Annotated in this window: 18 protein-coding genes; 6 read left to right on the plus strand and 12 right to left on the minus strand. The window is 35.5% G+C overall.

Features of this window, described 5'->3' with window-relative positions:
* Positions 1-503 precede the first annotated feature (503 nt).
* The 9 genes from ACH3PA_RS16190 to ACH3PA_RS16230 all read right to left on the minus strand — a co-directional run bounded on the left by ACH3PA_RS16190 (position 504) and on the right by ACH3PA_RS16230 (position 12,717).
* Positions 504-1,646 carry a reverse transcriptase family protein gene (locus ACH3PA_RS16190; RefSeq protein ID WP_416442112.1) on the minus strand — a complete coding sequence of 381 codons (1,143 nt, stop codon included), beginning with the start codon at positions 1,644-1,646 and terminating at the stop codon, positions 504-506.
* 188 nt (positions 1,647-1,834) lie between these two features.
* On the minus strand, positions 1,835-3,109 hold the full coding sequence (locus ACH3PA_RS16195) for a hypothetical protein (protein WP_416442113.1): 1,275 nt from the start codon (positions 3,107-3,109) through the stop codon (positions 1,835-1,837).
* Positions 3,110-3,133: 24 nt separating this feature from the next.
* Positions 3,134-5,914, minus strand: a complete 2,781-nt coding sequence (locus ACH3PA_RS16200; RefSeq protein ID WP_416442114.1) for a DEAD/DEAH box helicase — start codon at positions 5,912-5,914, stop codon at positions 3,134-3,136.
* Positions 5,915-5,916: 2 nt separating this feature from the next.
* Positions 5,917-6,942 carry a DUF1837 domain-containing protein gene (locus ACH3PA_RS16205; RefSeq protein WP_416442115.1) on the minus strand — a complete coding sequence of 342 codons (1,026 nt, stop codon included), beginning with the start codon at positions 6,940-6,942 and terminating at the stop codon, positions 5,917-5,919.
* Positions 6,943-7,558: 616 nt separating this feature from the next.
* Positions 7,559-8,164 carry a YceI family protein gene (locus tag ACH3PA_RS16210; RefSeq protein WP_416442116.1) on the minus strand — a complete coding sequence of 202 codons (606 nt, stop codon included), beginning with the start codon at positions 8,162-8,164 and terminating at the stop codon, positions 7,559-7,561.
* A gap of 63 nt (positions 8,165-8,227) precedes the next feature.
* Positions 8,228-9,499, minus strand: coding sequence for a hypothetical protein (locus ACH3PA_RS16215; protein WP_416442117.1), 1,272 nt, complete (start codon positions 9,497-9,499; stop codon positions 8,228-8,230).
* Positions 9,500-9,525: 26 nt separating this feature from the next.
* On the minus strand, positions 9,526-10,116 hold the full coding sequence (locus ACH3PA_RS16220) for a YceI family protein (RefSeq protein WP_416442118.1): 591 nt from the start codon (positions 10,114-10,116) through the stop codon (positions 9,526-9,528).
* Between the two features lie 676 nt (positions 10,117-10,792).
* Positions 10,793-11,830, minus strand: a complete 1,038-nt coding sequence (locus tag ACH3PA_RS16225; RefSeq protein WP_416442120.1) for a zinc-dependent alcohol dehydrogenase family protein — start codon at positions 11,828-11,830, stop codon at positions 10,793-10,795.
* A gap of 35 nt (positions 11,831-11,865) precedes the next feature.
* Positions 11,866-12,717 (minus strand): universal stress protein, encoded by an 852-nt coding sequence (locus ACH3PA_RS16230; protein ID WP_416442121.1) that lies wholly within the window; start codon positions 12,715-12,717, stop codon positions 11,866-11,868.
* A 202-nt stretch (positions 12,718-12,919) separates the two neighbouring features.
* Here ACH3PA_RS16230 and ACH3PA_RS16235 point away from each other — a divergent pair, with 202 nt between their 5' ends.
* The 4 genes from ACH3PA_RS16235 (at position 12,920) to ACH3PA_RS16250 (ending at position 20,755) form a co-directional block, all read left to right on the plus strand.
* Positions 12,920-13,978 carry an AI-2E family transporter gene (locus tag ACH3PA_RS16235; RefSeq protein ID WP_416442122.1) on the plus strand — a complete coding sequence of 353 codons (1,059 nt, stop codon included), beginning with the start codon at positions 12,920-12,922 and terminating at the stop codon, positions 13,976-13,978.
* 114 nt (positions 13,979-14,092) lie between these two features.
* Positions 14,093-15,844 (plus strand): mechanosensitive ion channel family protein, encoded by a 1,752-nt coding sequence (locus ACH3PA_RS16240; protein WP_416442123.1) that lies wholly within the window; start codon positions 14,093-14,095, stop codon positions 15,842-15,844.
* 315 nt (positions 15,845-16,159) lie between these two features.
* Positions 16,160-19,255 (plus strand): SusC/RagA family TonB-linked outer membrane protein, encoded by a 3,096-nt coding sequence (locus tag ACH3PA_RS16245; protein WP_416442124.1) that lies wholly within the window; start codon positions 16,160-16,162, stop codon positions 19,253-19,255.
* Positions 19,256-19,258: 3 nt separating this feature from the next.
* Entirely contained in the window at positions 19,259-20,755 is a 1,497-nt protein-coding gene (locus tag ACH3PA_RS16250; protein WP_416442125.1) for a SusD/RagB family nutrient-binding outer membrane lipoprotein, read from the plus strand.
* Here ACH3PA_RS16250 and ACH3PA_RS16255 read toward each other — a convergent pair.
* Positions 20,752-21,795 carry an aminotransferase class I/II-fold pyridoxal phosphate-dependent enzyme gene (locus ACH3PA_RS16255; protein WP_416442126.1) on the minus strand — a complete coding sequence of 348 codons (1,044 nt, stop codon included), beginning with the start codon at positions 21,793-21,795 and terminating at the stop codon, positions 20,752-20,754. The genes ACH3PA_RS16250 and ACH3PA_RS16255 overlap by 4 nt on opposite strands.
* Complete coding sequence (locus ACH3PA_RS16260) at positions 21,792-22,805, minus strand: dipeptide epimerase (protein ID WP_416442127.1); 1,014 nt, start codon at positions 22,803-22,805, stop codon at positions 21,792-21,794. The genes ACH3PA_RS16255 and ACH3PA_RS16260 overlap by 4 nt, the downstream gene beginning before the upstream one ends.
* A gap of 141 nt (positions 22,806-22,946) precedes the next feature.
* On the opposite strand from ACH3PA_RS16260, the gene ACH3PA_RS16265 reads away from it, so the two are divergent.
* A complete protein-coding gene (locus ACH3PA_RS16265) occupies positions 22,947-23,573 on the plus strand; it encodes a Crp/Fnr family transcriptional regulator (protein ID WP_416442128.1) in 627 nt (208 codons plus the stop codon).
* Between the two features lie 114 nt (positions 23,574-23,687).
* Positions 23,688-24,482 (plus strand): sulfite exporter TauE/SafE family protein, encoded by a 795-nt coding sequence (locus ACH3PA_RS16270; protein ID WP_416442129.1) that lies wholly within the window; start codon positions 23,688-23,690, stop codon positions 24,480-24,482.
* Between the two features lie 58 nt (positions 24,483-24,540).
* On the opposite strand, the gene ACH3PA_RS16275 is transcribed toward ACH3PA_RS16270, so the two are convergent.
* Positions 24,541-25,533, minus strand: coding sequence for an aldo/keto reductase (locus ACH3PA_RS16275; protein WP_416442130.1), 993 nt, complete (start codon positions 25,531-25,533; stop codon positions 24,541-24,543).
* Positions 25,534-25,623: the final 90 nt, after the last annotated feature.

Consider the following 25,623-nt stretch of genomic DNA (forward strand, 5'->3'; position numbering starts at 1 on the left):
CGACCGGTTTATGCGGCCGACTAATTTAGAATACTGTATTTTTTCTATCAAAAAAGGTATGCTGCCTGGAGCGAATCAAAAGGAAAATAAATCACGAAAGTAAAAGATTGGCGATTTTAAGTAGGATGCCCAGCGAACTCAGGCCGCAATGTCTAGCTCGAGTTGATACTACAAAATTGACATTTTTGGCCTGTGTTCAAGACCTTTTGGACGAACCTCTTTCACCGAAACCCAGTGCAGGGGAATGGGTGAGGACTGTTTAAATTTTACATACCACTTACATTTTCAGTGTTTTTCACGAAAAAAATTGCCTGTTTTCAAGGGCTCAGGAAGTTTTTCACGAAATTTCGAGTTCTTTCACCAAAAAATTAAAACATAAACATCCTTAAATCAATAGAATGAGTAGTCATAACCTCGCGTAGCGGGTTATCCTCTTGCTACTCATTTTATATTCGCTAAGCTACTAAAAATGGTACTTTCTATTTGGGAGGTAATTTAATTTCTTAAATAAACCAATCAATTTTACTGAATCCATGCAATAGTTTATCGCCAGCTTGACGATTCACAGAAGAAATAAAGCAAATATGTCCATAAAGCCAGTCATGAAAAATCAAAATACCTTGCGCCTTTTTACCTTTTTCAGAAATCCTTTTTAAATGATCTTGTACTCCAAATTTTCTGCAATAGTAGATATGAGAACCTATTTCTTTTCTGTATTTTTTTGATACATTCACACCATTTGCAGTAGTGAGGCCTGTTACATATTGTTTGCCTCCCTTATTTAAATATTGAATCTTTTTTTCATTTATAAAAAATTTTTCTTCTGAAATTATTCTTCTAATTATCTTAAGACTAGGGAGTTTTTGATTGTCTCTAATCGAAAATGTTAAATCATCGGCGTATCTAGTATATTTGAAACCTTTCCTAACAGAAAGTTGTTCAAATCTATAGTCCATTGTTTTTGCTAGAATATTGGCCAATGTAGGACTCGTAGGAGCTCCTTGAGGTAAAATAGAGGGCGTGCTTCCAATTTCATACTTCATTAATTCCAGTTCAGCCCTTGGCATAGTCTTCCAGTACTCTTGCCTATGTTTAGCTGTAGTAAGTTTAGCAAAGGCCACTGCTAAATTCTTTCTATACCCCATGTCTGCAAAAATGGTAAAAACCCTATTTTCAGTTATAGTATCAAAAAATTTAAGGAGATCGATTTTTAAAATAAGTTCCGATTTCTCGTGGGGTATAGCGTTATCCTTTATTGAAATTTCTTTTCTAAATCCAGTACAAGAATATTGGAGTTGATGTTTTTCTAAAATATTAACAAGTATCCATTTCTGGATAAATTTCAAATCTTTAGATGGGCTCATTATTTCTCGATAACCACCTCTTCTTTTCTTTATTTTAAAATAATTATAGCGATAATTCTTATATGGTTCATCTTGATATTCATTTGTTTTATTTTCACCTATCAGATGTCTCAAATAACCTGATTGAACACCAATTAGCATAGCTAAGTGCTCAATAGAAAATATTACGGGAAAATTTGAATCATCTAATTTTTTTGCATATGATATTGTTGCCTTAATAAAATCTTGTGACTTGTTTTCTTCTTGTGCTTGCTTTATAAATTTTTCAAAGGGGAATGACATAAATCTAGGTTACTCTATGTGAATGTTAACGCAGTATTGATATGCTATGTTATGAGATATCAAAGAGCTAACAATTGAAATTATACTATAAGCAAATAACATAGCATATTAATTTCTGTTAAGTAGCTTTAGTACTCCTCAAGATACTACCCTGAGAATCTCGAATACGAGAATTGGCTAACCCTTCATTATGTCAATCCTTTAAAAGTTTTTGGAATATAAATTAATTCTTTCGGTTTTAAATTTTGTTCTGTTTGCTCTCTAAACTTTTCTTTACTTATTCTTTGTTGAAGTTTCTTAAAGTAAACTGTAGCTTTTACAGTTAATTGTCGTGATAAATCAACATATTTTCTGCTTAATGCAAGATTGTAGACTTCATCAAGTTCTTGATCAGTTAATCCCAATATATGACATATTATGTAATCCTCAGTGCCGTCTAACTTTAGTTTTATCAAAGCAATTAATGAATGGTTTAATTTAGTGTTATATTTCCGTTGTTCTTCGACCCGGTCAGTATTTGCCGCCTCCCTATATTCTTTCAGACTAAGTAAATCAATATTAAGTCTATTACAAATGCCAATATAAAATGCTATTCCTTTTTTAAATTCTTTTGCTTCATCCATCCTTGTTTGAGCATGACGAGGATATAATGGTTCCCAATTATTACTCCACCAAAATATTGGTAAAGTATTATTAGGGGTTCCGTGAGAAAATGCCAACAGACCTTGAGAATTTTTGAATCCCCCCTTATAATTATTACTAATCTTTATTAATTTTTCATATTTTGAATTATTATTATAGTGTCTATCGAAGTTTCCTAACGCAACTAAAGGTGAAGAAATTTTATCAAATATCTTAGATCTCTCTTGAGCATAAACCTCTATATAATTGAAAGTATCTGTTATTTTATTCTTCCCTTCGGACATTATAACTGTACACAACACACAAACTTTAGGTAGTTCAATTCTACCTAATATCCATTTTTCTATTCCTTCATCTGTATACTCATCACAAAAAGTTTTTCCAGATCCAATAAAATCGTCTATCAGAATTATACATTTATAATTCTCTACATCTATCTTTTCTAGATCCTTGCTAATAGTGATTTTTCCATTGTGTTCAAGATTTTTATAGAAAGGGCTATGGCTAAGTGGATAAGTTACTAACGTACCACTTTTGCCAAATTTACCGTAAGGAATCACTAATGCTTTATCATCATCTTGAAGTTCTGAGAATATTTTTTTAAGTAAATCTTCAAGCCTATATTGCATCTCTGGAAAATTCACATATTCAAAAACTTGAAGTAAATCATAAGCATATTTAAGATCTTCCTCCTCAAAATTCTCTAACCATCTAACAATCTTAGAGGGCATAACTGAGAATTTCAATTTTGGTAATAGATTATCTATATTTCTTAGAGCTCTATTAGTAAACTTAAATGTATGTGGTTTGGCTACTCCCATATTCTATAATAGTTATCAATCTTATCATTGTTTATTATCCTCTTTTAGTAGTTTCAACCTTTTTAGGTATCTGTTGTAAATAGGTTTTAAACCATTGATAGTATTCTTTGTGCTCAACCAATAAGTAATTGTATTAGCTTCTCTATATTCATGTGTTGTAAGTTGCTTGTATTTTTTTGAAACACTTATAGCAACTGATCTAGAGATTCCTCCAGAAATTAAATTTCTAACATCTTTGTCCCGAGTCCCTAATTCTAAAGCTGTAGGGAGCCCCATTGTAATTTTATATTTTTCCTTTTCTTCTTCTGTTAAAATAGAATCTAAAACGTCTACTAAAAGCTTAGTGTATTTTACGAGTAGGTAAGTAACTACAGAAGAATTTATCTTTATGATTTTATTAATTAGCTTATTAACCTGATACTTATCATTAGGATCTAATCGTTCTTCAGGCAGTACTCGATTATCAGTTGCATAAAATTTAATATCATTATCAATAAGTTGCTTATAGCTGAGGCCTTGTAGCCAAGTAGTAGCGTGAATTGCTAAAACAGTTGGGTTCATATTGATTATACTGTATCGCTCAAATGCCTCTTGGCTTAGGCTAAAAATATTTTCCAAACCCTGAAATATTGTAAGTAACTGCCAAAAGAAAGGCCGGTCACTATTTGGTTTGTCTTCTACATCCTCTCTTCGTCTTCTTTTCTCTAAAATTGAATTTGGTGTGATAACCCAATTTGAAATATCACCATTTTTGACTTTTAGGTAGAGCTCATTTTGAAGAATTGGGTCTATAGATTGATTTTCAATATTTATCTTTCTAGGAACCTCAAGGCTATTCAAAGTTTGCTCGAGCGTTTGAATATGATCTTGAATTAATAATTCGGGAACTCCTTTCCCAGTAAGATAATAATCTATATTTTCTGGATTTTTTATATACCGGTTCCTAATAAATAGAGTAAGCTGCTTTTGCTGATAAGTGCCATTTTTATCTATTTTACCATCCTCACTTAATACCTCTATATCATTAATATTTAAACCTAAATATGCAAAGTTATATTGCGGGATATTCTTAGTCGAATAGGTTGTTATTTCTTTTTCATAGTCCGCGTCAAAGTATTCAGAAGGAAGTTTGCCTTTATGATCTGGTTTTTCTATAAAATAAATAGTCCCAAAAAGAGATTCACTTAATCTTCCTGCTCTACCTATTAAGTTTCCAAATTCAAAATCTGTTAAATCATCAAGATTTTTTCGAGGGGTAATAATAAATAGGTTATTGGCAGGTAAGTTTACACCCTCAATTAAAGTAGAAGTGCAAAAGAGATTATTAATTTCCCTATCCTGAAACAGCTCTTCTACTTCCTTTCGAATAATATCAGGTAATTTTCCGTGATGAAAGGCCACTCCTTTTTCCAAACACTCAATTAGTAAGTAATCTTTATGGAACTCATCTTTAAGGAATTCTATTAGTTCTCGAACACGCTCAGGAATTTCCATTTCATCTATAGACTCTTGATATTCTTGTGCCCATTTTTCAGCATAGTCTCCTCGATTACTGTAAATGAGATTAGAGTTTTCTGGTGCAACAAGATTGATTATTCTTTGAAGTATGTTACCGTTAGTGCCATTTTTAAATAAGGTTTCAGCATTAAAATTAGTTTCGGCTTCTAGGAAAAAAGGTTTATTAATACCATCTCTCACTTCTACTTCTATATTTTGAGAGTCGCTAGACCTTATAATTTTCTTGAATTGTATTACTGGAGATAATTGAGTTACAAAAGATTTTGCCACTCTTCCAAATAGTTCGTTATAGGTCTTTTCTGGATTTAAGATATGTGGTCCAGCAGTTATTAATTGAGCTTTAGGGAACTGAATAGATAAATCTTCAAAAACATTTTCAAAAGTTGCTCCTCGACCTTGCTCGTCCTCCACACCTTGAATTTCGTCAATAAAAATAAAATCTAGTTTTATTTTAGATTCTAAATCCGCAGTTAATAATTTTATACATCTTTCAGGAGTAAGAATATAGAGAACCTTTGGCTCTCGATAAACTTCTTTTAAGAAGGCTTCTTCTTTCTCAGGTTTTTCATCATCATTTCCAATGAAAGCAGTACGTATAAGAGTATTGGAGTTTCTAAGCTCAATTCTAAATTCTTCACTTACCTGATTTATTAAAGCTCTACTAGGAACAACAAATAGTGCTTTATAAGTATTTCTTATAAAAAAAACTTCAGCTAGATATTGTTTAATTATAAAGGACTTTCCAGAAGAAGTTGGTGCCGAGACTGCTAAGTTTGATGTTTCATTTAACCCATTCCATAATTTCTTTTGGAAAGAAGTAAGTAAAACAGAACCCGTATCTGTGCTAATAGTATTATGTTGTCTTTGTAAACTTAATTCTAGGGATAAAAGACCGTCATAACCAAGAAATGGGAATGGACTTTCTGTGGAGTTAGCATCCGAAATTAATTCCTTGAAAAAACGAGTAGCTGTTAAATTACCTATTCTAGAAAATAGAATGTAACATAAGCCTATAATATAAGTATTTTCTTTCTTTTCTGCATTGGTTAGATATAGAAGTGATGCAAATCGCTGTGCTCTTATTCTATGAGCTTCAATATCACTATTTGCTAATATTGAACACAACCATACAGCTTTCCTCAAGAGTTTGAAATCAATTTCTTTTTCTTTATTTATTGTATAAGCAAAATAATTGCTGTGAAGAAAGTTTAAATTTATAGCAGAAAAAACTTCCTGAAGAGAAGTATGATTATAGGCTTGATGTTGTAAAGTTTTATCTCCTTCCATCCCTATAACAACTTATCATCCATTGCAGCCCTAAATTTTGATACGTCATCAACCGGAAAAAGAAAAAAATCCAAAAAACTATGTTCTAGATTTTGATTTTTAATATGATTAGTTACAAGATCAAAGACCTCTTGTTTCTGTTTTAACCGTTTTACAAGTTCCTTTGAAATTAATTCTTTGAACTCATCACTTGAGGTAGCTTTCTTTTGAATTTTCAAAATAAAAGCACGCTCGTACATTAAAATTATAGGGTGTACTAAGATTTGACTTTTATAAGCTTCAGTTTCTGGATCTAACCGATCATACAATTCATCAATATCAACACCATCTATCTCATATGTATCGATATTATCCCGAGCAATTAAAAGTTCGTGATTCCGATTATGAGCACTTTCTCGATCATTATGATATCTATTTATTGATCCTAACGCATCTACTATAGCCCCGGATAAGCTTTGCATTATTTTAGATTCACCAAACAAAATAGCTCTTTCATTATTGTAATCACCTAAAAAAACACCATCACTTCCCTTTACCTCATCATTTACATTTGTCAAATGTTTTATTTTATGCGCAATCATTTTACAACCAAGAACACTTTCTACCAAGGCAAAAAGTAAAAGTTCACCATATTTTCCGCCTATATAACTCTCACCTTTTTTACGAAAAAAAATACGGCTTTGATTAAAGATTTGACTCCATGTGTCCCTTTCAACCCGTTCACTTTCCTCCGCAACTAAATTCAAAATATCTGCTTCCTCAATATTTGGATTTGCTTTTCGAATAGCAACTTCATTACGCTTATGTTGTCTGGATATATCTTTTTCAATTTCTTTGATACTATAAACATAATGTGGAATAATTTTAGAAAGGAAATTACTTAAAGAAAGATAATCCATCTGAGTGGAAGAAGGCATAATAGTATAAACCCTCATATTAACCTTACTCCCTATCTTTTCTGTAAGGTGGGAAATTAATTCTTCTTCAACCCACCGTTTATTAATTTGAATAAGATTACTTTTAGTCATAAATCACTTAAAACTATAAATATAAAATGGTTTTTAAGAAAAATTATAAACATTTTGTATAAGAGAATTTAAATTAGTTACATCTACGTCTTTCCTTCTCTATAATTACCAGATCTAATCTGCCCATATTATCAATAAGCTTATTCTCTAAAACTCTTGCATAAATTTTTAGTTGTAAAAAGCTTAGAATGCCAAAGACTTTAGAAACTGTTTGAATTAAAGCAACAATTGATAGATTGACCCAGGCACAAAGTATTTTGGGCAGAGCGAAAACTGACTAATCAAATAAGACATATATTGAATTTACCGAAACAGGAAAGTATTTTCTAATAGAGCTTTATGCAAAAAAAAACAATAGTTGATTACTTAAAAATTGATTTTTAAAGAATAATTTTTTTACCTTTATTTTAATTTTAGATACAATCATTTAGTCTTATTTGACTAGAAATCGGCAATAAGGTGTAACTCCTTTATTAACAGGTCAAAAACATTGATATAACTGGGGTGATAGTTGCCAATAACGTGCTCTCATCCCGACAAAGTTTCAACTAAAAAATCCGCTGAAAATCGATCGATTTCAGCGGATTTTTAGCTTTTTAAGCCACTTTTTCTAAGGCTAATTACTTTGAGAATGGGTAAATCTTTGTATATCTTGAAATTGAGCTGCAATATTAAAATTGATTTCGATATCATCTTTTATAACAATCAATCCAAAAAGCTTTGTAGGCAGTGATAATTCATAATCACTAAGTTTTAAAGAAAGCACACCATTAAAAGTTTGATAATCACCTTCACTTACCACAACAGGAACATTATATTCTTTGTTTTTACCAGCCATTGTTATATTAACCTGTGCTACTAACTTATCTCTATGTATGGTCGCTTTAATTAATTCTAAAGTTATTTCAGGATACTCATCTGTTTTCAATAATTTCTGAAAATCTCTATTTATCCCTTTACTTCCGCAATCAAAACCTTTCGCATTGAGTACAAGGCTGGCATTTTTAAAAGTGATCACGCCATTCTTATCGCAATAAGAAATTAATTGACATGGTTTTAGATAATCAGTATTAAACCTGCAGGTAAACGTATTTACATTGGTTTTGCCTGTTATATTTAACTCACTGCTTTTAAGAACCTCTACAGCTTTTTTAGTATATGAGCTTTGCGCGAAAGCAAATGCGCCACATAGAATCATTAGGAAAAATAGTTTCGATTTCATCTTGATAATTTTTAAAAGGTGAAGAGACATACCTTCTCCCCACCTTTACTCACCAATCATGCTTTAAAAACTTATAGCTGCTTCAAAAGATAAGCCTTTAAAGTTACCGTCATTATGAATGTCTATTACAGGGTAATCATTATAGTCCTGGGTCATGTACTCTATTTTCATCAAGATATTTTTTGTCATAAACCATCCTGCAGCCAGTTGAAAACGATTTACGCTTACATCTGTACCACCTTCCAGTTCCCCGTCAACAAGATTATATCTTCCTCCTACATAAATATTCTCTGTAGGGCCAAAACGGTAAACTAATTCTCCAGAATATTGATTCCAGGTGCGATTATCACTTTCTGTAGATTTTTTACCGGTTGCAGTTTCAAAAATTCCAAAGAACTCTAAGCCTTTATACTTTAAAAATGGATTAATCATTACAGATGTCATTTCATTTTTAAGATCGGGATTAATACGTCCTGCACGAAAACCATCACCTGTGCCATCTGCTGCTGTCATAACATTATAATATCTTGATCCAGAACGGTCACCACTATATAAATAAGCACTTCCGGTTTGATTAGTTTTATAGATAGACCCTGTTAATCGTAGTCTTAGATCTGGTGCTACCGTATTGTCATAGCCTACTTTAGCTAAAAATGAAGGACTTGTAGTTTCAGGATTTGTAACAGCCTGATTTAATTTACCGTTAGTAACACCTAACATTCCTAACCAGCCGTCATTAAAAAGATATACTTCTGCTCCTACTTCAGTAGTAAAGCTATCCATCAAATAATTACCCACAAAAGGATTGTAGAGAGCCATTGCATTATCTGTTCTTCTAAAGTGAGCATCACCGTAGTTATTTTCCATGTGTCCTATTTTAACACGCATATGGTTCATCAATTCTTCCATAAAACCCTTTTGTATAAAATCGAGTTTATCTATTTGAATGTACCCACCTTTTACGTAGGTTTCTGTATGGTGCTGTGATGAAAGATATGTACGCAAGTGCATCCTAACGCCATCGTATAAAGCAACGTCCAGATCAAGATTTGCTGTAGCTAGATTAAAATTATCACCTATATCTTGCAAAACCGGAGTTGCAGTATTACCTGAATTCTCGTGATCAATAGATTGATATTGCAAAGTAGATGCACCTCCTATTCTTACATGAAGACCATCAAAGGTTGTTATAGTATCCTTAGGAGCTTCAAATTGATCTATCCCGCGTTTGTCTGGTTTTCTGTAGTTATCTAAGTCACGCTGACTTTGAGCTTGTACGGCCATTCCAAATAAAAACAGGCAAATAAGACTAAAATATTTTATTGAATTTTTCATGATGTTGATTTTTAAACTGTTAAATATTAATTGGTGAAAGTTGCTTTGAATTTAATTATGACCTTTTCGCCTGTTGTAATGGTGCCAAACAATGCTTTTGGAGGTTCAATTTTATAGTCGGTCATGTTGATTTCTTTCTCTCCGGAGAGTGTAATCTTACTTTGCACGATCTTAGCGTCAAAGACTAAAGAAATAGGCTTAGTAACCCCTGCCAGCATAAGATCTCCTGTGGTATTTACTGTATATTCTCCACTGTTTTTGGCATTAATGCTTTCTACAGATTTTAATTTGTAGGTGATATTTTGATAATCTTTTGTATTGAGAGCTTTAAATGTGTTTTTATCCATCCCGTTCTTGCCGCTCTTTAAGCTCTCTGCCAGAATTGATAAGTCTAATTTGCTAATGCTCTTTAATACATTTCCCTCTTGTTTTACTTCAATTGTTCCCTGCATGTTTTCTACCGTCAGTTCCCAGTCATGTAGGTTAGAAGTACCAAAAACCGCCATTTGCGAAGCTGATTTTTGAAGAGTAAAGGTTTGTGCTAGAAGTGATGCATTGAGACTTAGAAAAGAGATAACCAGAATTGTGGTTAAACGATAAGTACCTAAAATTTTCATGGTGATTGTTTTTAATTATAGGACAAAGTTGCAACCGCAATGAGTCTTATAAAATGACGAATGTCACCTTTGAAATAAATGGTTTAATGAATTTGTTGACTACAACGATTGAATTAAAAAATTCATTTAAAATTCGAAAATCAAGTTGCGTGATATGTAGAAAATAAACACATAAAGCCTGAAATATGGCAAAGAAAAAGGAGGTAAAAACCTCCCTTTTTCTATATAAAATCGCTCTTTTTTAGGCTAATTCTCTGTTTGTTATACCAATTTGGTGTTTATTGAGTTTAAAGAATTTAGCTTAAGCGAAAAGAAAATTTACCCCATTATTTTAAACCCTATCGTGCTAAATAAAAAGCCCAGACTTGCACAAAGAGCGGAAAGCCGGTTTTTATCAAGTTTTGAGATAGGTGCTATATCCTGGAATATTAGATATATAATATCGCCTCTAGAGAATAGCATCAAGGCTGCTGTAGTATCTGGTTTATCTAAAAAAGTAAGCTATAATAACTCCTAAGAATATCGTGATGCCTGATATAAAAGCGCACAGGATTACCAGAACTATATCTTCCATTTTATAATAATAGAAAGAGGCTTCTAATAGGTGAAGTTTTGAGAAACTGAATACATTCAGTGAAAAACCTTCTTTTAGAAAACCTCTCTCGTTATTGACAAATTAATTAGTTAGGATAACTTTTAATGCTTTCTCTTTGGCAGCATTGTCAAAGGTTTCATAGGCATCAATGATATTGTCTAATTTAAAATGATGGGTTATAAGTTGGCTAGGATCAAGTTTACCTGATTGAACATTTTTAAATAACATAGGCGTAGTTTCTGTATCTACTAATCTGGTGGTTATTGTAACATTATGTGACCACAGCGTTTCTAAATGCAGATCAACTTTTTTACCGTGAACCCCAATATTAGCGACGTAACCTCCTGCTGTGACAATTTTGGCACAAAGTTCAAAAGTAGCAGGAACCCCTACCGCTTCTATAGAGGTATCTACTCCCCTGTTCTTAGTTAATTGCATCACTTTTTCTACCGCTTTACCATCTGCGCTGTTGATCGTGTGGGTAGCTCCAAATTTTTTAGCAGCCTCCAGCCTATTATCATCAAGATCAATCATTATTATATTTGCCGGACTAAAAAATTGTGCGGTCAAAAGAGCCGCCATGCCTATAGGTCCTGCTCCTACTATAGCTACAGTGTCACCAGGCTGAACTCTGCCTTTTAAAACCCCACACTCAAAACCTGTAGGTAAAATATCGCTCAACATTACCAGAGAATCTTCATCTGATCCTTCTGGGATAGGATATAAACTGGTTTCAGCATATGGAATGCGTACATATTCTGCCTGAGTGCCATCTATGGTATTACCTAAGATCCAGCCGCCATTTTCACAATGTGAGTACATTGCTTTTCTGCAATATTCACATTTACCACATGCGGTTATACAGGAAATCAATACATGGTCACCTTTTTTAAAGGAGTTTACAGCGCTCCCGGTTTCTTCAATAATGCCCACACCTTCGTGACCAATAATACGCCCATCTGTAACAGTAGGAACATCACCTTTCATAATATGCAAATCTGTACCACAAATTGTGGTTTTACTGATTCTTACAATAGCATCAGTAGGCTCTTTTATTTCAGGTTTTGGTTTTTCTTCCCATGATTTTTCGCCTGGACCATGATAAACAAGTGCTTTCATAATTATAGATTTTAAATGTGAATATTTACATACTTCTAGCCGTTTAAATCATGAAGTGCCAGAATAGGAACTATCATAGCGTTACCCATATCTTTTACCAGTGATTTGGAAAAAATACTATCAAAGAACTTGTGCTTTTTATTGATAAAAGCGATCATTCCGCTCTGTCTGCTCTCTACAAAATGCCTCAACCCTAATTCTACTTCACTGCCTGTGAGCGTATGACATGTATAGTCTATACCTGTGAAAATTTCTTTTAATAATTCTTTGTTTTCTTGCTGCTCACTCGATAATTCATTTGCATTAGTCACATGTAAAATCCTTACCGGAGCATGAGAAATCTTTGATATTTCAATAAGATGATTAAGTTCAGCATGTTTATAATGAGTGGCGTAATTAGTAGGAAATACGATCTCATTAGGATATTTAGACTGGGTATTATGAGGAATTACAAGCACTGGGCAATTGCGTACTTTTTCCATAATACTCACTGTTCTGCTGCCATAAACTAAATTTTGAGAATTGTTCTCGCCTTTAGCACCCATGACAATAAGTTGAATATCTTTTTTTTCGACCTGATCTTTAAGAACATCAAGTAAAGAACCAAATTCTGAATAGAAATGAAATGTATGCGCCCAATCTTTAGGAAGAGATTCCAGATATGTTTTTACAGAATCCATATTGTTTTCTGATGCAGATCGCATTTCATTCAGTGTATCATGATCAGGTTTTGGAATCAATAAACTATCTGCAGAAAAACCTGAACGGTAATAGGCGTTTACTACATAAAACTCACAGACTTTATTGTTATACAACTCTGTAGCATAAATAAGTGCATTAAGTGAGTTTTTAGAAAAATCTATAGGAATTAAAATCTTGGTTTTCATCAGATGGTTTTTAAAATTCCATCAAATTTACAGACCTCAATGCGTATGAAAAATGACAAAGATCATCATCACTTATTAATAATTAAGACCACCTTGTATTCATAAGACCCTTTTCTAATGCTTATTTTTTAGTTCTAACAAACTGTTAAGTAGGTAATAGATTTGATTTTTGTAATTTCTTTCCAGATTTTAAAAATTATATATGAATAAATACTTCAAAATCTTTTGCTACTCCTTTGGTATTATAATTGGGAGCTATTTTTTAATATCGGGATTAATTAAAGCACAATCATTTTTCTCTCCTTTAATCACAGCAGTTGTATTGAGCTTAATCATATTACCTCTTGCAAAAAAAGTTGAAAGGAAACTCTCACGATCTGCCACGGCGCTACTTGCGGCTCTATTTTTCTTCTTGATTTCTTTGGGCTTTGCTGCATTAATTTCTATTCAGATCAAATCTTTTGTAGATGAATGGCCTAACATCAAAGAAACCATGAAACCTAAAGTTGAAAAACTAAAGAACTGGGCGGTACAAACATTACCTATATCTGAAGATGATCTTAAATTAAATCAGGAAAAACAGAAAACACTTACGAGCCAATCATCTGCAGGATCAAAATCAGGAAGCTTACTGGCTGGTATTAGCGGTTTCTTAGGCAATTATCTTCTTACATTTATCTACATATTTTTCCTGCTGAGTTATCGCCATATGTTTAAAGTATTTATTCTACGTGCCTTCCCAGAAAAGAATAGACAGCGCGTTACTACAGCTATTGATAAATCTGCACAGGTCGCTCCCCATTATTTGCAGGGTAAGTTAATTCTTATAGCACTTCTTTCTGTATTATATGCCATTGGCCTGGGAATTTCTGGTGTGAGTAATTTTATGCTTGTGAGTATCTTAGCAGCCATACTTTCTCTCCTGCCCTATATTGGTAATCTCATAGCATTTTTTATAGCCATGAGCCTTGGGTATCTTACATCTGGTGAAACAGGTGTTTTAATAGGTATAGTGCTCACTTTTTCTGTGGCACAGTTTGTAGAAAGTTATGTGCTTGAGCCTTATGTAGTGGGAGATCGTGTAGATCTGCATCCCTTCTTTGTCATTCTTGCAGTAATCATTGGCAACATGATTTGGGGTATCATCGGGATGCTGCTTGCTATACCTCTAGCTGCAATCGTAACGGTTATTTTACTTCATATTCCGCCATTAAAAGATGTGGGAATCCTGTTAAGTAAACATCAGTTTGAAGAAAAATAAGTATATCCAGGGGCGCTGATTTTAGGTGATGAATGAGCGATAATTAGTCGGCTAGAGCCTATTTTAACGTAATTGTAATAAATTTTGAATAAAAATGCGCTTAATTTATGCACAATGAAAATCTTCACTTCCCCCATATTTACGCTTTGGTTAACTTTCAACCTCGTTTTATCTTTCCCTTTAAGGGCTTTTCAGGCCGATACTTCTAAGGTAGAAAAGCATCAGGATTTTCCTCCTTCAGAAGAGACCACCTCACAAACCGGAAATTTTGAACCTAATGCGATAAGAGAGTATAACGAAGCATATTATATACTAAGCCGACTGAATAAAAGTATAGGTCTTCCGCCTAATAAATTTAATTTTCAGTCACCACAGGCTACTCTTGAGCATTTTGTGATCAGCGCCAGAAACGGAAATTATGAAGATGCCGCTTACGCTCTAAATCTCAATTTACTCCCTGACAACACTACTATAGAAGAGGCTGCAGAATTAGCAGAGAAGCTCTATTTCGTATTAAACCAAAGAGTAAAAATAGACTGGAGCGGTCTTTCAGACAGGCCAGATGGTCAAACCGATATTCAGACAACAACTAATCAGGCAATAGCGGGCAACCCGCGCAGAAGTGTAGTTTTTGGTGAGATAGATATTGAGGGGCGGGATGCCGTTCTCAGGTTGCAACGTGTAAAATATAAAGACTTTGGTGCGTTCTGGTTAATTTCTTCAAATACGGTTGAAAATATAGACAGTTTGTATGCGCTGTACGGCCCCAGACAATTAGACCGCATGATGCCAGACTGGGCAAGAATACGTTTATGGAACATGCCTATCTGGAAATTTGCAGGTACTTTAATTCTCATATTATTATCCTATTACTTAGGCAGATTCTGCATCTACATTCTTAAACTAATTTTTAAAAAATCTGGAAAATCGTGGATGAACACAATTGCTAAAAAACTTGCTGTGCCGGCTGGTTTTGCAATAGGTGTTCTCTTTTTTTATGTGACGCTTAATAAGCTTATTTCCTTTGGCGGAACCTTCGCAAGCACACTTTATGCGATTTTACTTATTACCGTAATTGGTGCAATTACCTGGTTTATAATGCGATTTATAGACTCTTTTATGCTCTATCTGGCCGAAAATAAAATAGGTGACACAAATCCCGAAGAAAATTCTGAAGCGCGCATGATGCTAACCTATGTCTCTGTTGCGCGGCGAGTAATTACCTTTCTGGTCATAATTATAGGCGGCTCTGTCATTCTTTCACAATTTAGATCCCTTGAAAAACTGGGTATTTCACTACTGGCTTCTGCCGGAGTTGCAACCGTAATTCTGGGTATTGCGGCACAAAGCACGCTGGGTAATATTATTGCAGGAATTCAAATTGCTCTTACACGCCCGGCTCGTATAGGTGATACCGTAATTATAAATGATGACTGGGGTTATGTAGAAGATATTCGATTTACGTATATGGTAGTTAGAACATGGGATCAACGACGCCTAATTGTACCATTAAAACAGGTGGTAACACAAACTTTTGAAAATTGGTCTATGACAAGTGCACATCAAATTAAGCCGATAATTCTTTATGCTGATTATAGAATAAATGTGCAGGAAGTACGTGATAAATTTGAAGAACTACTCGAGAATTCAGATGATTGGGACCGTGAGAATCCACCCAGCGTGCAAGTTGTAGAGGTCACTGAAAAAGCGATGAAAATAAGAGCGCTTTGTAGTGCTAAAGATGCTTCTACATCCTGGGACTTACATTGCAAATTGCGTGAAGATCTCGTAGCTTTTATCTGTAAACTGGAAGACGGCGCTCATTTATCAAAGTCGCGTCTGCTGTTTGAAAATAAGCCTGAGTAATTCTTGTTCCATTTCCCTTTTTTTATAGAATTTCAAATATTATATATTCTTTTAAATAATATTATATTTCAGGAAAATTGATTGGTTAATTTTTCGCTTTAAGCGAAAAAAACACCTCCCGATTTCACCTCGTAAAAGACGATTTTTAGGTGTAAAATCCCGATTTTTTATTTAAACATTCTAATAATAGGCTTTCAACAAAAAGAGGACCATAAAATTCAATTAATTACAAATCAGAGTTTTTTATGAACAAAAAGTTTTTAATTAAATCTTTTTTGTTCAACTTAGAGGTTATCAACTAACCAAAAAGTAATTATGAAGAACTTTACTTTTGTCTTATTTCTCCTCTTTTCAATTTATAATTCAACCGCACAAATCGTTTCGGGAAAAGTAACAGATGCTGTAGGAATGCCCTTTCCCGGCGTCTCTATTATTATTGAAAAAAATAACACAGGCACTACTACAGATTTTGACGGTAATTACCAGATAAACGCTACTCCTTCTGATATTTTGAAATTTACATATATCGGGATGAAATCACAGGAAATCGCTGTGGGACAGCAAAAAACGATAAATGTTGTACTGCAGGAAGATACACAGCAACTTAACGAAGTTGTTGTAACTGCCCTTGGTATTAAAAAGGAAAAACGATCTGTAGGTTATGCTGTACAAGAAATAGGCAACGATGAGCTTACGCGAAACAGCAACACCGATGTATTAAGTGGGATTCAGGGTAAAGTCGCCGGAGTAACAATAAATTCTACCAGTGGTGCTGCAGGAGCGGGTTCTAGTATAATAATACGTGGTATTACATCCTTAAATCCTTCCGCAAATAATCAGCCATTATTTGTAGTTGATGGTATCCCAATAAGTAACGAGAGCCCTACAGGTAGCGTTTTACCCAGTACAGGTTCTAATGCTCCGTCATCATCAGAGCAATTCTCTTTTACAAACCGTAGTGCAGACCTCAACCCCAATGATATTGAAAGCGTATCTATACTAAAAGGTCCGGCAGCTACTGCTTTGTATGGCGTACGAGCCGCTAACGGGGTTGTCGTCATTACAACAAAGAAAGGAGCCAGCGGTGAGATGACATTTAATCTAAAAAGTACAGTTGGTTTTAACGAAGTAAGTAAAACTCCTGATGTGCAGAAGACTTGGCGAGAAGGACGTGCCGGTGAAATTGTTTCTGTACCCAACATTAATTCGCCTACAGGTTACGATTATTTAAATGGGAATACATTCGGTTTTTGGTCTCTGGGACCGAAATATGCCCCAAATGAACCGATTTATGACAATTTCAGGGATTTATTTAGAAAAGGATATCAGTCTACAAATTCTTTCAGTTTAAGTGGCGGTGGCGATAGCTACACCTATTTTGGCTCACTTTCTCGCTCTGATGAAGAAGGGATTGTACCTAATACAGATTATGACCGCACAACGATAAAACTTTCCGGGACGGTAAACATCACAGATAAATTTAGCATAGAACCTTCTTTTTCTTACATATATTCTGATGGTAGATTGCCTAATGGTGGCGATAAGTCAATTATGAGTTCGCTTTCTTACTGGTCACCTACTATAGACGTGAATGATTATTTATTACCCGATGGAACAGAGAAAAACTATACCGCCGGCGTTGCTGATAATCCACGTTATTTTGCTGAAGTTAGTTATTTAGACAGCAAAGTAAACCGCATCCTGTCTAATATGAAACTGAACTATCAAATCGCAGATTGGGTTACGGTTCAATATCAATTAGGTATAGATAATTACCACGATGAGCGCTACAGATTTGTCCCGCCAGATATCGACCCTGGTTCTGCTACAGGCGGTTTTATTGTGAACGAAGGTTTAAATTATAACGAAATAACATCTAATCTTTTTGTGACTTTTGATAGGAAGATCAACGAAGATCTTACAGCTACTTTACTGCTGGGAAATCAAATTTCAGATATAGAATCAAAACGACTTACTAATCGCGCAGAAGGTCTCAATCCTGACAATCTCAACGCATACGATGAAGCAACAAATTATTTTAATGACATAGGCGGAAGCGAAAGAAAAATTGTAGGTGTATTTGGCGATCTTCGGCTTGATTATAAAAGCACACTCTACCTTAACGCCACAGGAAGAAATGACTGGTCTTCCACCCTTCCTAAAGAGAACAGAAGCTTTTTCTATCCTTCTGTAAGTTTGAGTTACGTACTTTCTCAAACCCTTCAGGACACAGGAACCTTACCAGATTTTTTAAGTTATGCAAAGCTAAGAGCCTCGTACGCAGAAGTTGGTAAAGATGCGCCACCGTATGTGGGTGTTTATTATGACAGACCTTCTAATTTTCCTTATGGTGATATTGATGGGTATTCCCGCGATAGTCAGGGAGGTTCGGCAGTTTTAAAACCAGAACGTACAACTTCGTATGAGTTTGGTGGCGAATTCAGATTCTTTAATAACCGTTTTGGTTTTGATGTAACGTATTACAAACAAAATAGTAAAGACCAGATCCTGCCGGTTCCGGTAGCTCAATCTTCCGGGTTTGATACGTTTGTGCTCAATGCCGGGGAGATAGAAAATAAAGGTATAGAAACTTTAGTAAATATAACCCCCATAAAAACCAATGATTTTCAATGGGATATCACCTTAAACTGGTCAAAAGTTGATGCAGAAGTACTTTCTCTACCTGCAGGTATAGACGAGATTATTTTTGCTGATAGCGGTTTTGCAGGTATAGTTTCTAAACTTCAGGTAGGCGGCGCTCCAGGTGACCTCTTTGGTTATACCTGGGCTTATGATGATGCAGGTAACAGGATAATAGGTGATGACGGCTTTCCTCATGTAGTTGCCCGTAGTCCATCAGATCTGGTAAAAGTAGGAAATGCGATGCCAGATTGGTTAGGAAGCATAGGCAGTACAATAAGCTATAAAGATTTGTCTCTTTCATTTTTATTTGAACGAAAAGAAGGCGGGGAAATATATGATTCTGGTCAACGCAACAGCATACGTAACGGTGTGGTTGCTATTACCGAACAACGTGAAGACGGCGTTATTCTTGACGGAGTTCTCGCCGATGGTACACCAAATAATATTCCTGTAAATATTGATGAGAATTACTACCGCAGTTCTGATATTTATAACCGTGCTGCAGAAATTCTTGTTGAGGACGCTTCCTGGTGGCGCCTGCGCAATGTGACTTTATCTTATAGTTTACCAAACAGAATACTTAATCAAATCCCATTTAACAGGGTAACATTTAGCTTTACGGGAACTAATTTGTGGATTGATACACCTTTTAGAGGTTACGATCCTGAAGGAAGCCAGTTTAGCGCGGGAACTAACGCCTATGGTTTTACCGGACTCAATATTCCCAATACCAGATCGTATCTCTTTGGTGTAAACCTAAATTTTTAGACTATGAAAGCAGTTAAATATATATTCATCTTATTAAGTGTCACCGCAATTTTTACAGCCTGCGATGATTATCTGGGCGATAATGTTGATCCTAATAAAGAGCAGACAGATGCGATTGCTCCGGCAGACATGCTGCCAACTTCTATTTACTACACCTCTTCAGGATTCTATCAGGTTGCATCAAGCATGTGTCAAATTTCGCAACAGCTTGCTTCTTATTTTCAACCTGGTGCAGATACACAGGAGGAAACTCAAATAGCAGGCGCATGGAGTTCTATTTATTTGCAGGCGTTACCCGATATAAATACATTATCTGAAAAAGCCGAAAACGAGAACGCATCTCATTACTCTGGTATTGCCAAAATATTGCAGGCTGTAAATCTGGGGCTGGCAACGGATCAATGGGGTGATGTTCCGGCTTCTATGGCGACAATGGGTGAAGGAGATTTTACACCTTCATTTAATCCACAAGAGCAGGTTTATGATCAAATAAATACTTTGCTCGATGATGCTATTAGCCTGCTGGGAGCCAGTGATAGTTCTGGGATGACTCCGGGAGACGATGATCTTATTTACGGCGGTGATACGGCAAAATGGATTAAAGCAGCTTATTTCTTAAAAGCCAGATATGCCATTCATTTAAGCGAAATTGATCAAAGTGCAGCTGTTTCTCAGGCATTAAGTGCAATACCAAACGCGTTCTCTTCAAACGCCGATGATTTTCAATTAGTTTACAACACACGAAATTTCAACTTATGGAACAGTGGCGTTGTTCTACCGAACAATACCGGAAATTTTTCCGTCTTGGCTTCAGATCAACTCATTAGTTTAATGAATGGTTCTGCAATCCCATTCTCTTCTATAGAAATGGACCCAAGATTGCCAAAAATTGTGACTATTGGTGATGACGACGACGAATATCTGGGTGCCATAAATGGTTCTGGCGGGGTACATGAATTTGGTGATCCTAACATAGGTGCAAATACAAATCTGGGTGCAGATAATTATTATTCGTCTCAAACAGCTCCTATTGTGATGGGAAGTTATGCCGAATTAAAATTTATTCAGGCGGAAGCATTATTTCTTCAGAATGGCGGCACCTCAACTTCTGTAGGAGCCACCGCTGCCGCTTATATTGCTTACATGGAAGGTATTCAGGCAAATATGGATAAACTGGGAGTTTCTGCCACTGACAGTGCTGCTTATATAACCGATGCTTCTGTAGATGTAGGCGCTGGTAATCTTACCCTGGCTTTGATCATGAGAGAGAAATTTATTGCCACTTTTCTAAATCCTGAATCGTTTGTTGATCTAAGAAGATATGACTTTAATCCTGCGGTGTTCATTGGTTTGGAATTACCCGAAAATCATAACGCTGCTCTTAACGGCCAATGGATAAGAAGAGCGCAATATCCCTCTTCTGAACAAACTCGAAACGGTGATGAAGTCAATGCCGTTATTAAACCGATTGACGAAGGCGTCTGGTGGGATGCAGATTAGAATTGATTTATAAGAGTAGTAAGCTTATAGATATCTTCAGGCGTATGTCCTGCTGAAATGACTATTTTATTGACAACAGGAGAATCTTCCTGTGGGTAAGCAAAACTGGTTGCTATTATACCATTATCGGCCAAAAAGAGGGATAAATCAGTGTTTTTATGGCTAAAAACGGGATGATTTTTTAATTGCACGAATTGATCGAAATTCTTGCATTTGGTTTTGAACCGTGAAATGTTTTCCTGTAGTTTTTTTCGCTGCTGCGAAAAAATAGCCTGTGATTGCAATAAAGTAGCAATATTTGCAGGAGAAGCCGGACTACCGCCACCAAAAACAGCTGTGTTTTTTAATTCGTCAATTCTCTTTTTTGTACCTAGGATAGCACCTGCAGAAATGCCGAGACTTTTTCCCAGCGAAAAACAAATCAGCAGTTCTTTAGGATTCAGGGTATTTAAATAATTATAAACTCCACCGCCATCCTCGCCTATTATTCCTATACCGTGAGAATCATCTGCAATTAGAATCACTTCATCCAGCGGAAGCGTTTTTAGTCCGGTAAAATCAGGATAATTCAGTCCACTGAATTCTATAGCATCAAGCAAAACAACAGGTTGAACTTTTGAATTGGTTTCAGTATGATTTCTCAATGCTAGATTCAGGCTTTCATAATCACTGTATTCTTCAATGTTAGAATTATAGAGCGCAGAATGTGTATGTGGCGCATAAAACAATTTGTAAGCTGAATTATCAAAATGTCCAGCAACGAGTTGGCCAGCCAAATACCCCGATGACAAAGTAACTGCAGCTTCAGCACCTGTGATTTCTGCTAAATAATCTTCAGCCTCCTCATAGATAGAAAACTGAACATTTGCCTTTCGAGAAGCGCCATAATTGGTTCCGAATTTCCTGATATTTTCGATAAGAATATCCTGAAAGGCCGTATGGTATTGCAAACCTAAATAGGAAGTCCCACCAAAGTAGAGATACGTTTTATCATCAATTATAACTTCTCTGCCCGGGAATGTGTCTATAAAATTTATCATTCCCATAACGTAATTCCGCTACCGCCAATTTCCGGGAAGATCACTTTACCGTCACTTTCTATCTTGACTCCACCTGCAATGTCCTCCTTCAACAGCATTGCACCATCCATATCAACAAAATCCAGTTGTGGCAACAGTTGCGCAATTGCCGAAATGCCCACAGTACTTTCTGTCATGCAACCCACCATTACTTTTAAACCTAGTTTTTTGGCTCTTTTAATCATGCGCAACGCTGGTGTTAATCCGCCACATTTAGTGAGCTTTATATTTATACCATCAAAATAGGGAGCGCACTTCTCAACATCATGTTCTACAATGCAACTTTCATCTGCAATAACTGGTAAAGCACATTTCGTTTTTAAAACCTGCATTCCGTCCCAATTATCAGCTTTAAGTGGTTGCTCCAGAAATTCTACCCCCAAATCCTTAAGTTTTATGGCATTTTCTACAGCTTCTTCCGGTTGCCAGGCACAATTTGCATCTACTCTAAAAACAGCATCGGTGTGTTTTCTAAGTTCTTCTATTATTTGCACGTCTTCATGAGTACCCAATTTCACTTTATAAATGGGCCATGGTTTTTCTTTCATTTTAGCAACCATTTTTTCAATAGAATCCAGACCAATGGTATAGTTAGTGACAGGATATTTTTCGTTAGAAGTTTTCCAAATTTCATACAAAGGTTTGTCCTGAAGCTTTCCATACAGATCATGAGCCGCAAGGTCTAAAGCGCAAATACTAAAGTTGCTTAGTTTTTTTTCGATCAAAAAATCATGAAAAATCTCCGGAGTTGTAAACGGAAAGCTTTCAATTAAATGCCTTATCGCTTCTATTTCCTGCTGCATGCTTTCAAAAGTGATCTCGTAATAGGGATTAGAAGTAGCTTCACCGTATCCGGTTTTTCCGTCTAGCGAAAGACAGGCTATTAAAGTATCTTGAAAGTCATGCGATTCTCGCGAAATGGTAAAAGTATGTTTTAACGGAAGTACGTATTTCTTAAGCTGAAGCTGCATATTTTGATTTTAGACTAAGATATTGAATCCATAACTATTTGTGCGGCGAACTGCCTACAATTTGTATGTAATATTAATTTATAAAGACAATCATTTAAACAAATAGTACTTTTGAAAAAGCATAACTCAAATTGGCCAACAATGAATGAAGATCTGAAAGCATACGCCCACCTTTTTGAAAATGAATTGTTAGAAGAAATAAGTGAAGTAGGTGTACAAAAACATATAGCTGAAGGTGAAAAACTCATGGAAATAGGCCAATATGTAACTGCAATGCCGTTACTAATTTCTGGAGCGATCAAAATATTACGAGAGGATAAAGAGGGTGATGAACTTCTGCTTTACTTCCTTGAAAAAGGCGATACTTGTGCCATGACCCTAAGTTGCTGCATGGGCCAAACAAAAAGTGAGATACGCGCAATCGCAGAATTAGATACAGAATTGATTATGATCCCCATTCAAAAAATGGAAGAATGGACGGCAAACTATAAGAGTTGGCGCAATTTTGTTTTTGAAAGTTACCACACCCGCCTCATGGAAATGCTTGACACAATTGACAGCATCGCCTTTTTAAATATGGATGAAAGGCTCCTGAAATACCTCAGCGACAAAGTTAAGATCACAAAAGACAACGTAATAAACAGCACGCATCAGGATATCGCTTATGAACTGCATACATCCCGAGTTGTGATCTCCAGGTTGCTAAAAGCACTTGAAAACAGAGGCAAGATAAAATTACACCGCAACAAAATAGAAGTCTTGTTTTAATCTACAGAACTTACATTTTTAGAGTTTCATAATTTTTTGCCATATTTATGCTTTGTAACCTTTGTTACTGCAAAAGCTTTGCAAGGCATATACTTTTGTGCTATAAATTATGATATGGAAGTAACAGCAATACTGGGTTATATTGGGGCTTTATTTATAGGGCTTGTATTGGGACTTATTGGCGGTGGCGGCTCTATTCTTACCGTTCCTATCTTAGTTTATCTTCTGGCACTTAATCCGGTGGTGGCGACTGCTTACTCCTTATTTGTTGTTGGCTCTTCTTCACTCGTAGGTGCTGTGCAGAACATGCAAAAGGGTTTAGTTAAATATAAAGTTGCCGCAGTTTTTGCTCTACCCGCGTTTATCGCGGTCTATTTAACCAGACGTTATCTGGTACCTGCATTTCCTGATGTATTATTCAGTTTCAATTCTATTACCGTAACAAAAGATATTGGGATCATGGTATTTTTTGCAATCGTAATGATACTTGCTTCTTATGCCATGATCAAAAACAATAAGAAGAAAAAGGAGTGTGTAGATTGTAAAATGAATTATCCTATCATTCTCATTTACGGGCTATTTATTGGTATAATTACGGGGATTTTAGGCGCTGGAGGCGGATTTTTAATAATACCCGCTTTAGTTTTACTTGCCGGTTTACCTATGAAAGAAGCTGTGGCGACTTCTTTATTAATAATAGCAGTTAATTCACTTATCGGTTTTCTGGGAGACGTACAAAATCTTACCATTGACTGGGCTTTCTTAGGCATTTTCACAGGTATTTCAATTATTGGGATCTTTTTAGGCATCTGGCTCAATAAATTTATTAACGAAAGTAAATTGAAGAAAATCTTTGGGTGGTTTGTACTACTAATGGGTATTTATATTATCTATAAAGAGTTGATATAATGAAAAAGTCCTGAGTTTATTACTCAGGACTCATAAGTATTTTCTGTGTGAATAGAATTTAAGCAGGTACACTGTCTTGCTCTTCCAGAATACCCTCTTTAGTTAAATCTTGCCAGAATGCTTCTGGTATTTCTACGTCAAAAGCAGCAATGTTTTGTTTTACCTGATCCGGTTTGCTGGCTCCTGCCAATACAGTTGAAACTGCTTCTGGCGCATACGAGAATTGTAAAGAAGCATCTACAAGGTCTACATTATGCTTTTTAGCTATACGCCTGGCTGTTTCATAACGCTCTTTGATATCATCGGGCATTTTACCCCAGTAATTATAGCGTCCCTTACCAGCCAATAATCCTGCATTAAAAGGCGCTGCAATTATAAGATCTGCATCGCTGTTCTCGATGGCAGGCAATAATTTTTCTTTAGCCTCTTTATGTTCTACTATAGAATATTGAATTGCACATAAAAATATATCAGGATCTGCAACCTCAAGAGTTCTCAAAATAGGTTCTATGGTATTTACTCCCAGTCCCCATCCTTGTATAAGACCTTCATCTCTCATTTTAGACAATTCTGGCATTGCACCATTTTTGGCAATCTCAAACTGCTTTTCCCATCCTCCTGGCAGATCTTCATCGTTATCTGGTGACAAATCATGTATAAAAACATAGTCTAGTCGCTCTACTCCTAATCGCTGCAGGCTGTCTTCTATAGATCTACGCACACCGGCTGCGGTATAATCGTATTTATAGGCAAAAGGTGAAGGTTCATTCCACATAGATTCAGGGACATCTTTAGTAGGATATAAAATGCGCCCCACTTTTGAAGAAAGCAAATATTCTTCGCGCTTCTTATTGTGTAAAAAATGACCGAATCTTCTTTCGCTCAGCCCAAAGCCGTAAAAAGGAGAAGTATCATAATACCTTACCGCTGCTTCCCAGGCTGCTTCCAGCGTTTCTTCAGCCTGTTTGTCTGTCACAACCTCAAAGCAATTGCCTATTGGCACGCCACCAAGTCCGTACTTATGTTCTGCTCCTAATTTTGTCTTTTTCATAGTTGGATATTTTTTAGGTTTGTCCCTTAAAATTAAGCACAAAAAGGGCGATAAAAGAGTATTTATCTGGCTATAACAAAACTGTAACAT

Source organism: Leeuwenhoekiella sp. A2, from assembly GCF_047946655.1.
Lineage (GTDB): Bacteria > Bacteroidota > Bacteroidia > Flavobacteriales > Flavobacteriaceae > Leeuwenhoekiella.

Excerpts from the sequence above, each read along its gene's own strand:
- ACH3PA_RS16190 (WP_416442112.1), bottom strand. The coding sequence starts at position 1,646 with ATGTCATTCCCCTTTGAAAAATTTATAAAGCAAGCACAAGAAGAAAAC.
- ACH3PA_RS16195 (WP_416442113.1), bottom strand. The coding sequence starts at position 3,109 with ATGGGAGTAGCCAAACCACATACATTTAAGTTTACTAATAGAGCTCTA.
- ACH3PA_RS16200 (WP_416442114.1), bottom strand. The coding sequence starts at position 5,914 with ATGGAAGGAGATAAAACTTTACAACATCAAGCCTATAATCATACTTCT.
- ACH3PA_RS16205 (WP_416442115.1), bottom strand. The coding sequence starts at position 6,942 with ATGACTAAAAGTAATCTTATTCAAATTAATAAACGGTGGGTTGAAGAA.
- ACH3PA_RS16210 (WP_416442116.1), bottom strand. The coding sequence starts at position 8,164 with ATGAAATCGAAACTATTTTTCCTAATGATTCTATGTGGCGCATTTGCT.
- ACH3PA_RS16215 (WP_416442117.1), bottom strand. The coding sequence starts at position 9,499 with ATGAAAAATTCAATAAAATATTTTAGTCTTATTTGCCTGTTTTTATTT.
- ACH3PA_RS16220 (WP_416442118.1), bottom strand. The coding sequence starts at position 10,116 with ATGAAAATTTTAGGTACTTATCGTTTAACCACAATTCTGGTTATCTCT.
- ACH3PA_RS16225 (WP_416442120.1), bottom strand. The coding sequence starts at position 11,830 with ATGAAAGCACTTGTTTATCATGGTCCAGGCGAAAAATCATGGGAAGAA.
- ACH3PA_RS16230 (WP_416442121.1), bottom strand. The coding sequence starts at position 12,717 with ATGAAAACCAAGATTTTAATTCCTATAGATTTTTCTAAAAACTCACTT.
- ACH3PA_RS16235 (WP_416442122.1), top strand. The coding sequence starts at position 12,920 with ATGAATAAATACTTCAAAATCTTTTGCTACTCCTTTGGTATTATAATT.
- ACH3PA_RS16240 (WP_416442123.1), top strand. The coding sequence starts at position 14,093 with ATGAAAATCTTCACTTCCCCCATATTTACGCTTTGGTTAACTTTCAAC.
- ACH3PA_RS16245 (WP_416442124.1), top strand. The coding sequence starts at position 16,160 with ATGAAGAACTTTACTTTTGTCTTATTTCTCCTCTTTTCAATTTATAAT.
- ACH3PA_RS16250 (WP_416442125.1), top strand. The coding sequence starts at position 19,259 with ATGAAAGCAGTTAAATATATATTCATCTTATTAAGTGTCACCGCAATT.
- ACH3PA_RS16255 (WP_416442126.1), bottom strand. The coding sequence starts at position 21,795 with ATGATAAATTTTATAGACACATTCCCGGGCAGAGAAGTTATAATTGAT.
- ACH3PA_RS16260 (WP_416442127.1), bottom strand. The coding sequence starts at position 22,805 with ATGCAGCTTCAGCTTAAGAAATACGTACTTCCGTTAAAACATACTTTT.
- ACH3PA_RS16265 (WP_416442128.1), top strand. The coding sequence starts at position 22,947 with ATGAATGAAGATCTGAAAGCATACGCCCACCTTTTTGAAAATGAATTG.
- ACH3PA_RS16270 (WP_416442129.1), top strand. The coding sequence starts at position 23,688 with ATGGAAGTAACAGCAATACTGGGTTATATTGGGGCTTTATTTATAGGG.
- ACH3PA_RS16275 (WP_416442130.1), bottom strand. The coding sequence starts at position 25,533 with ATGAAAAAGACAAAATTAGGAGCAGAACATAAGTACGGACTTGGTGGC.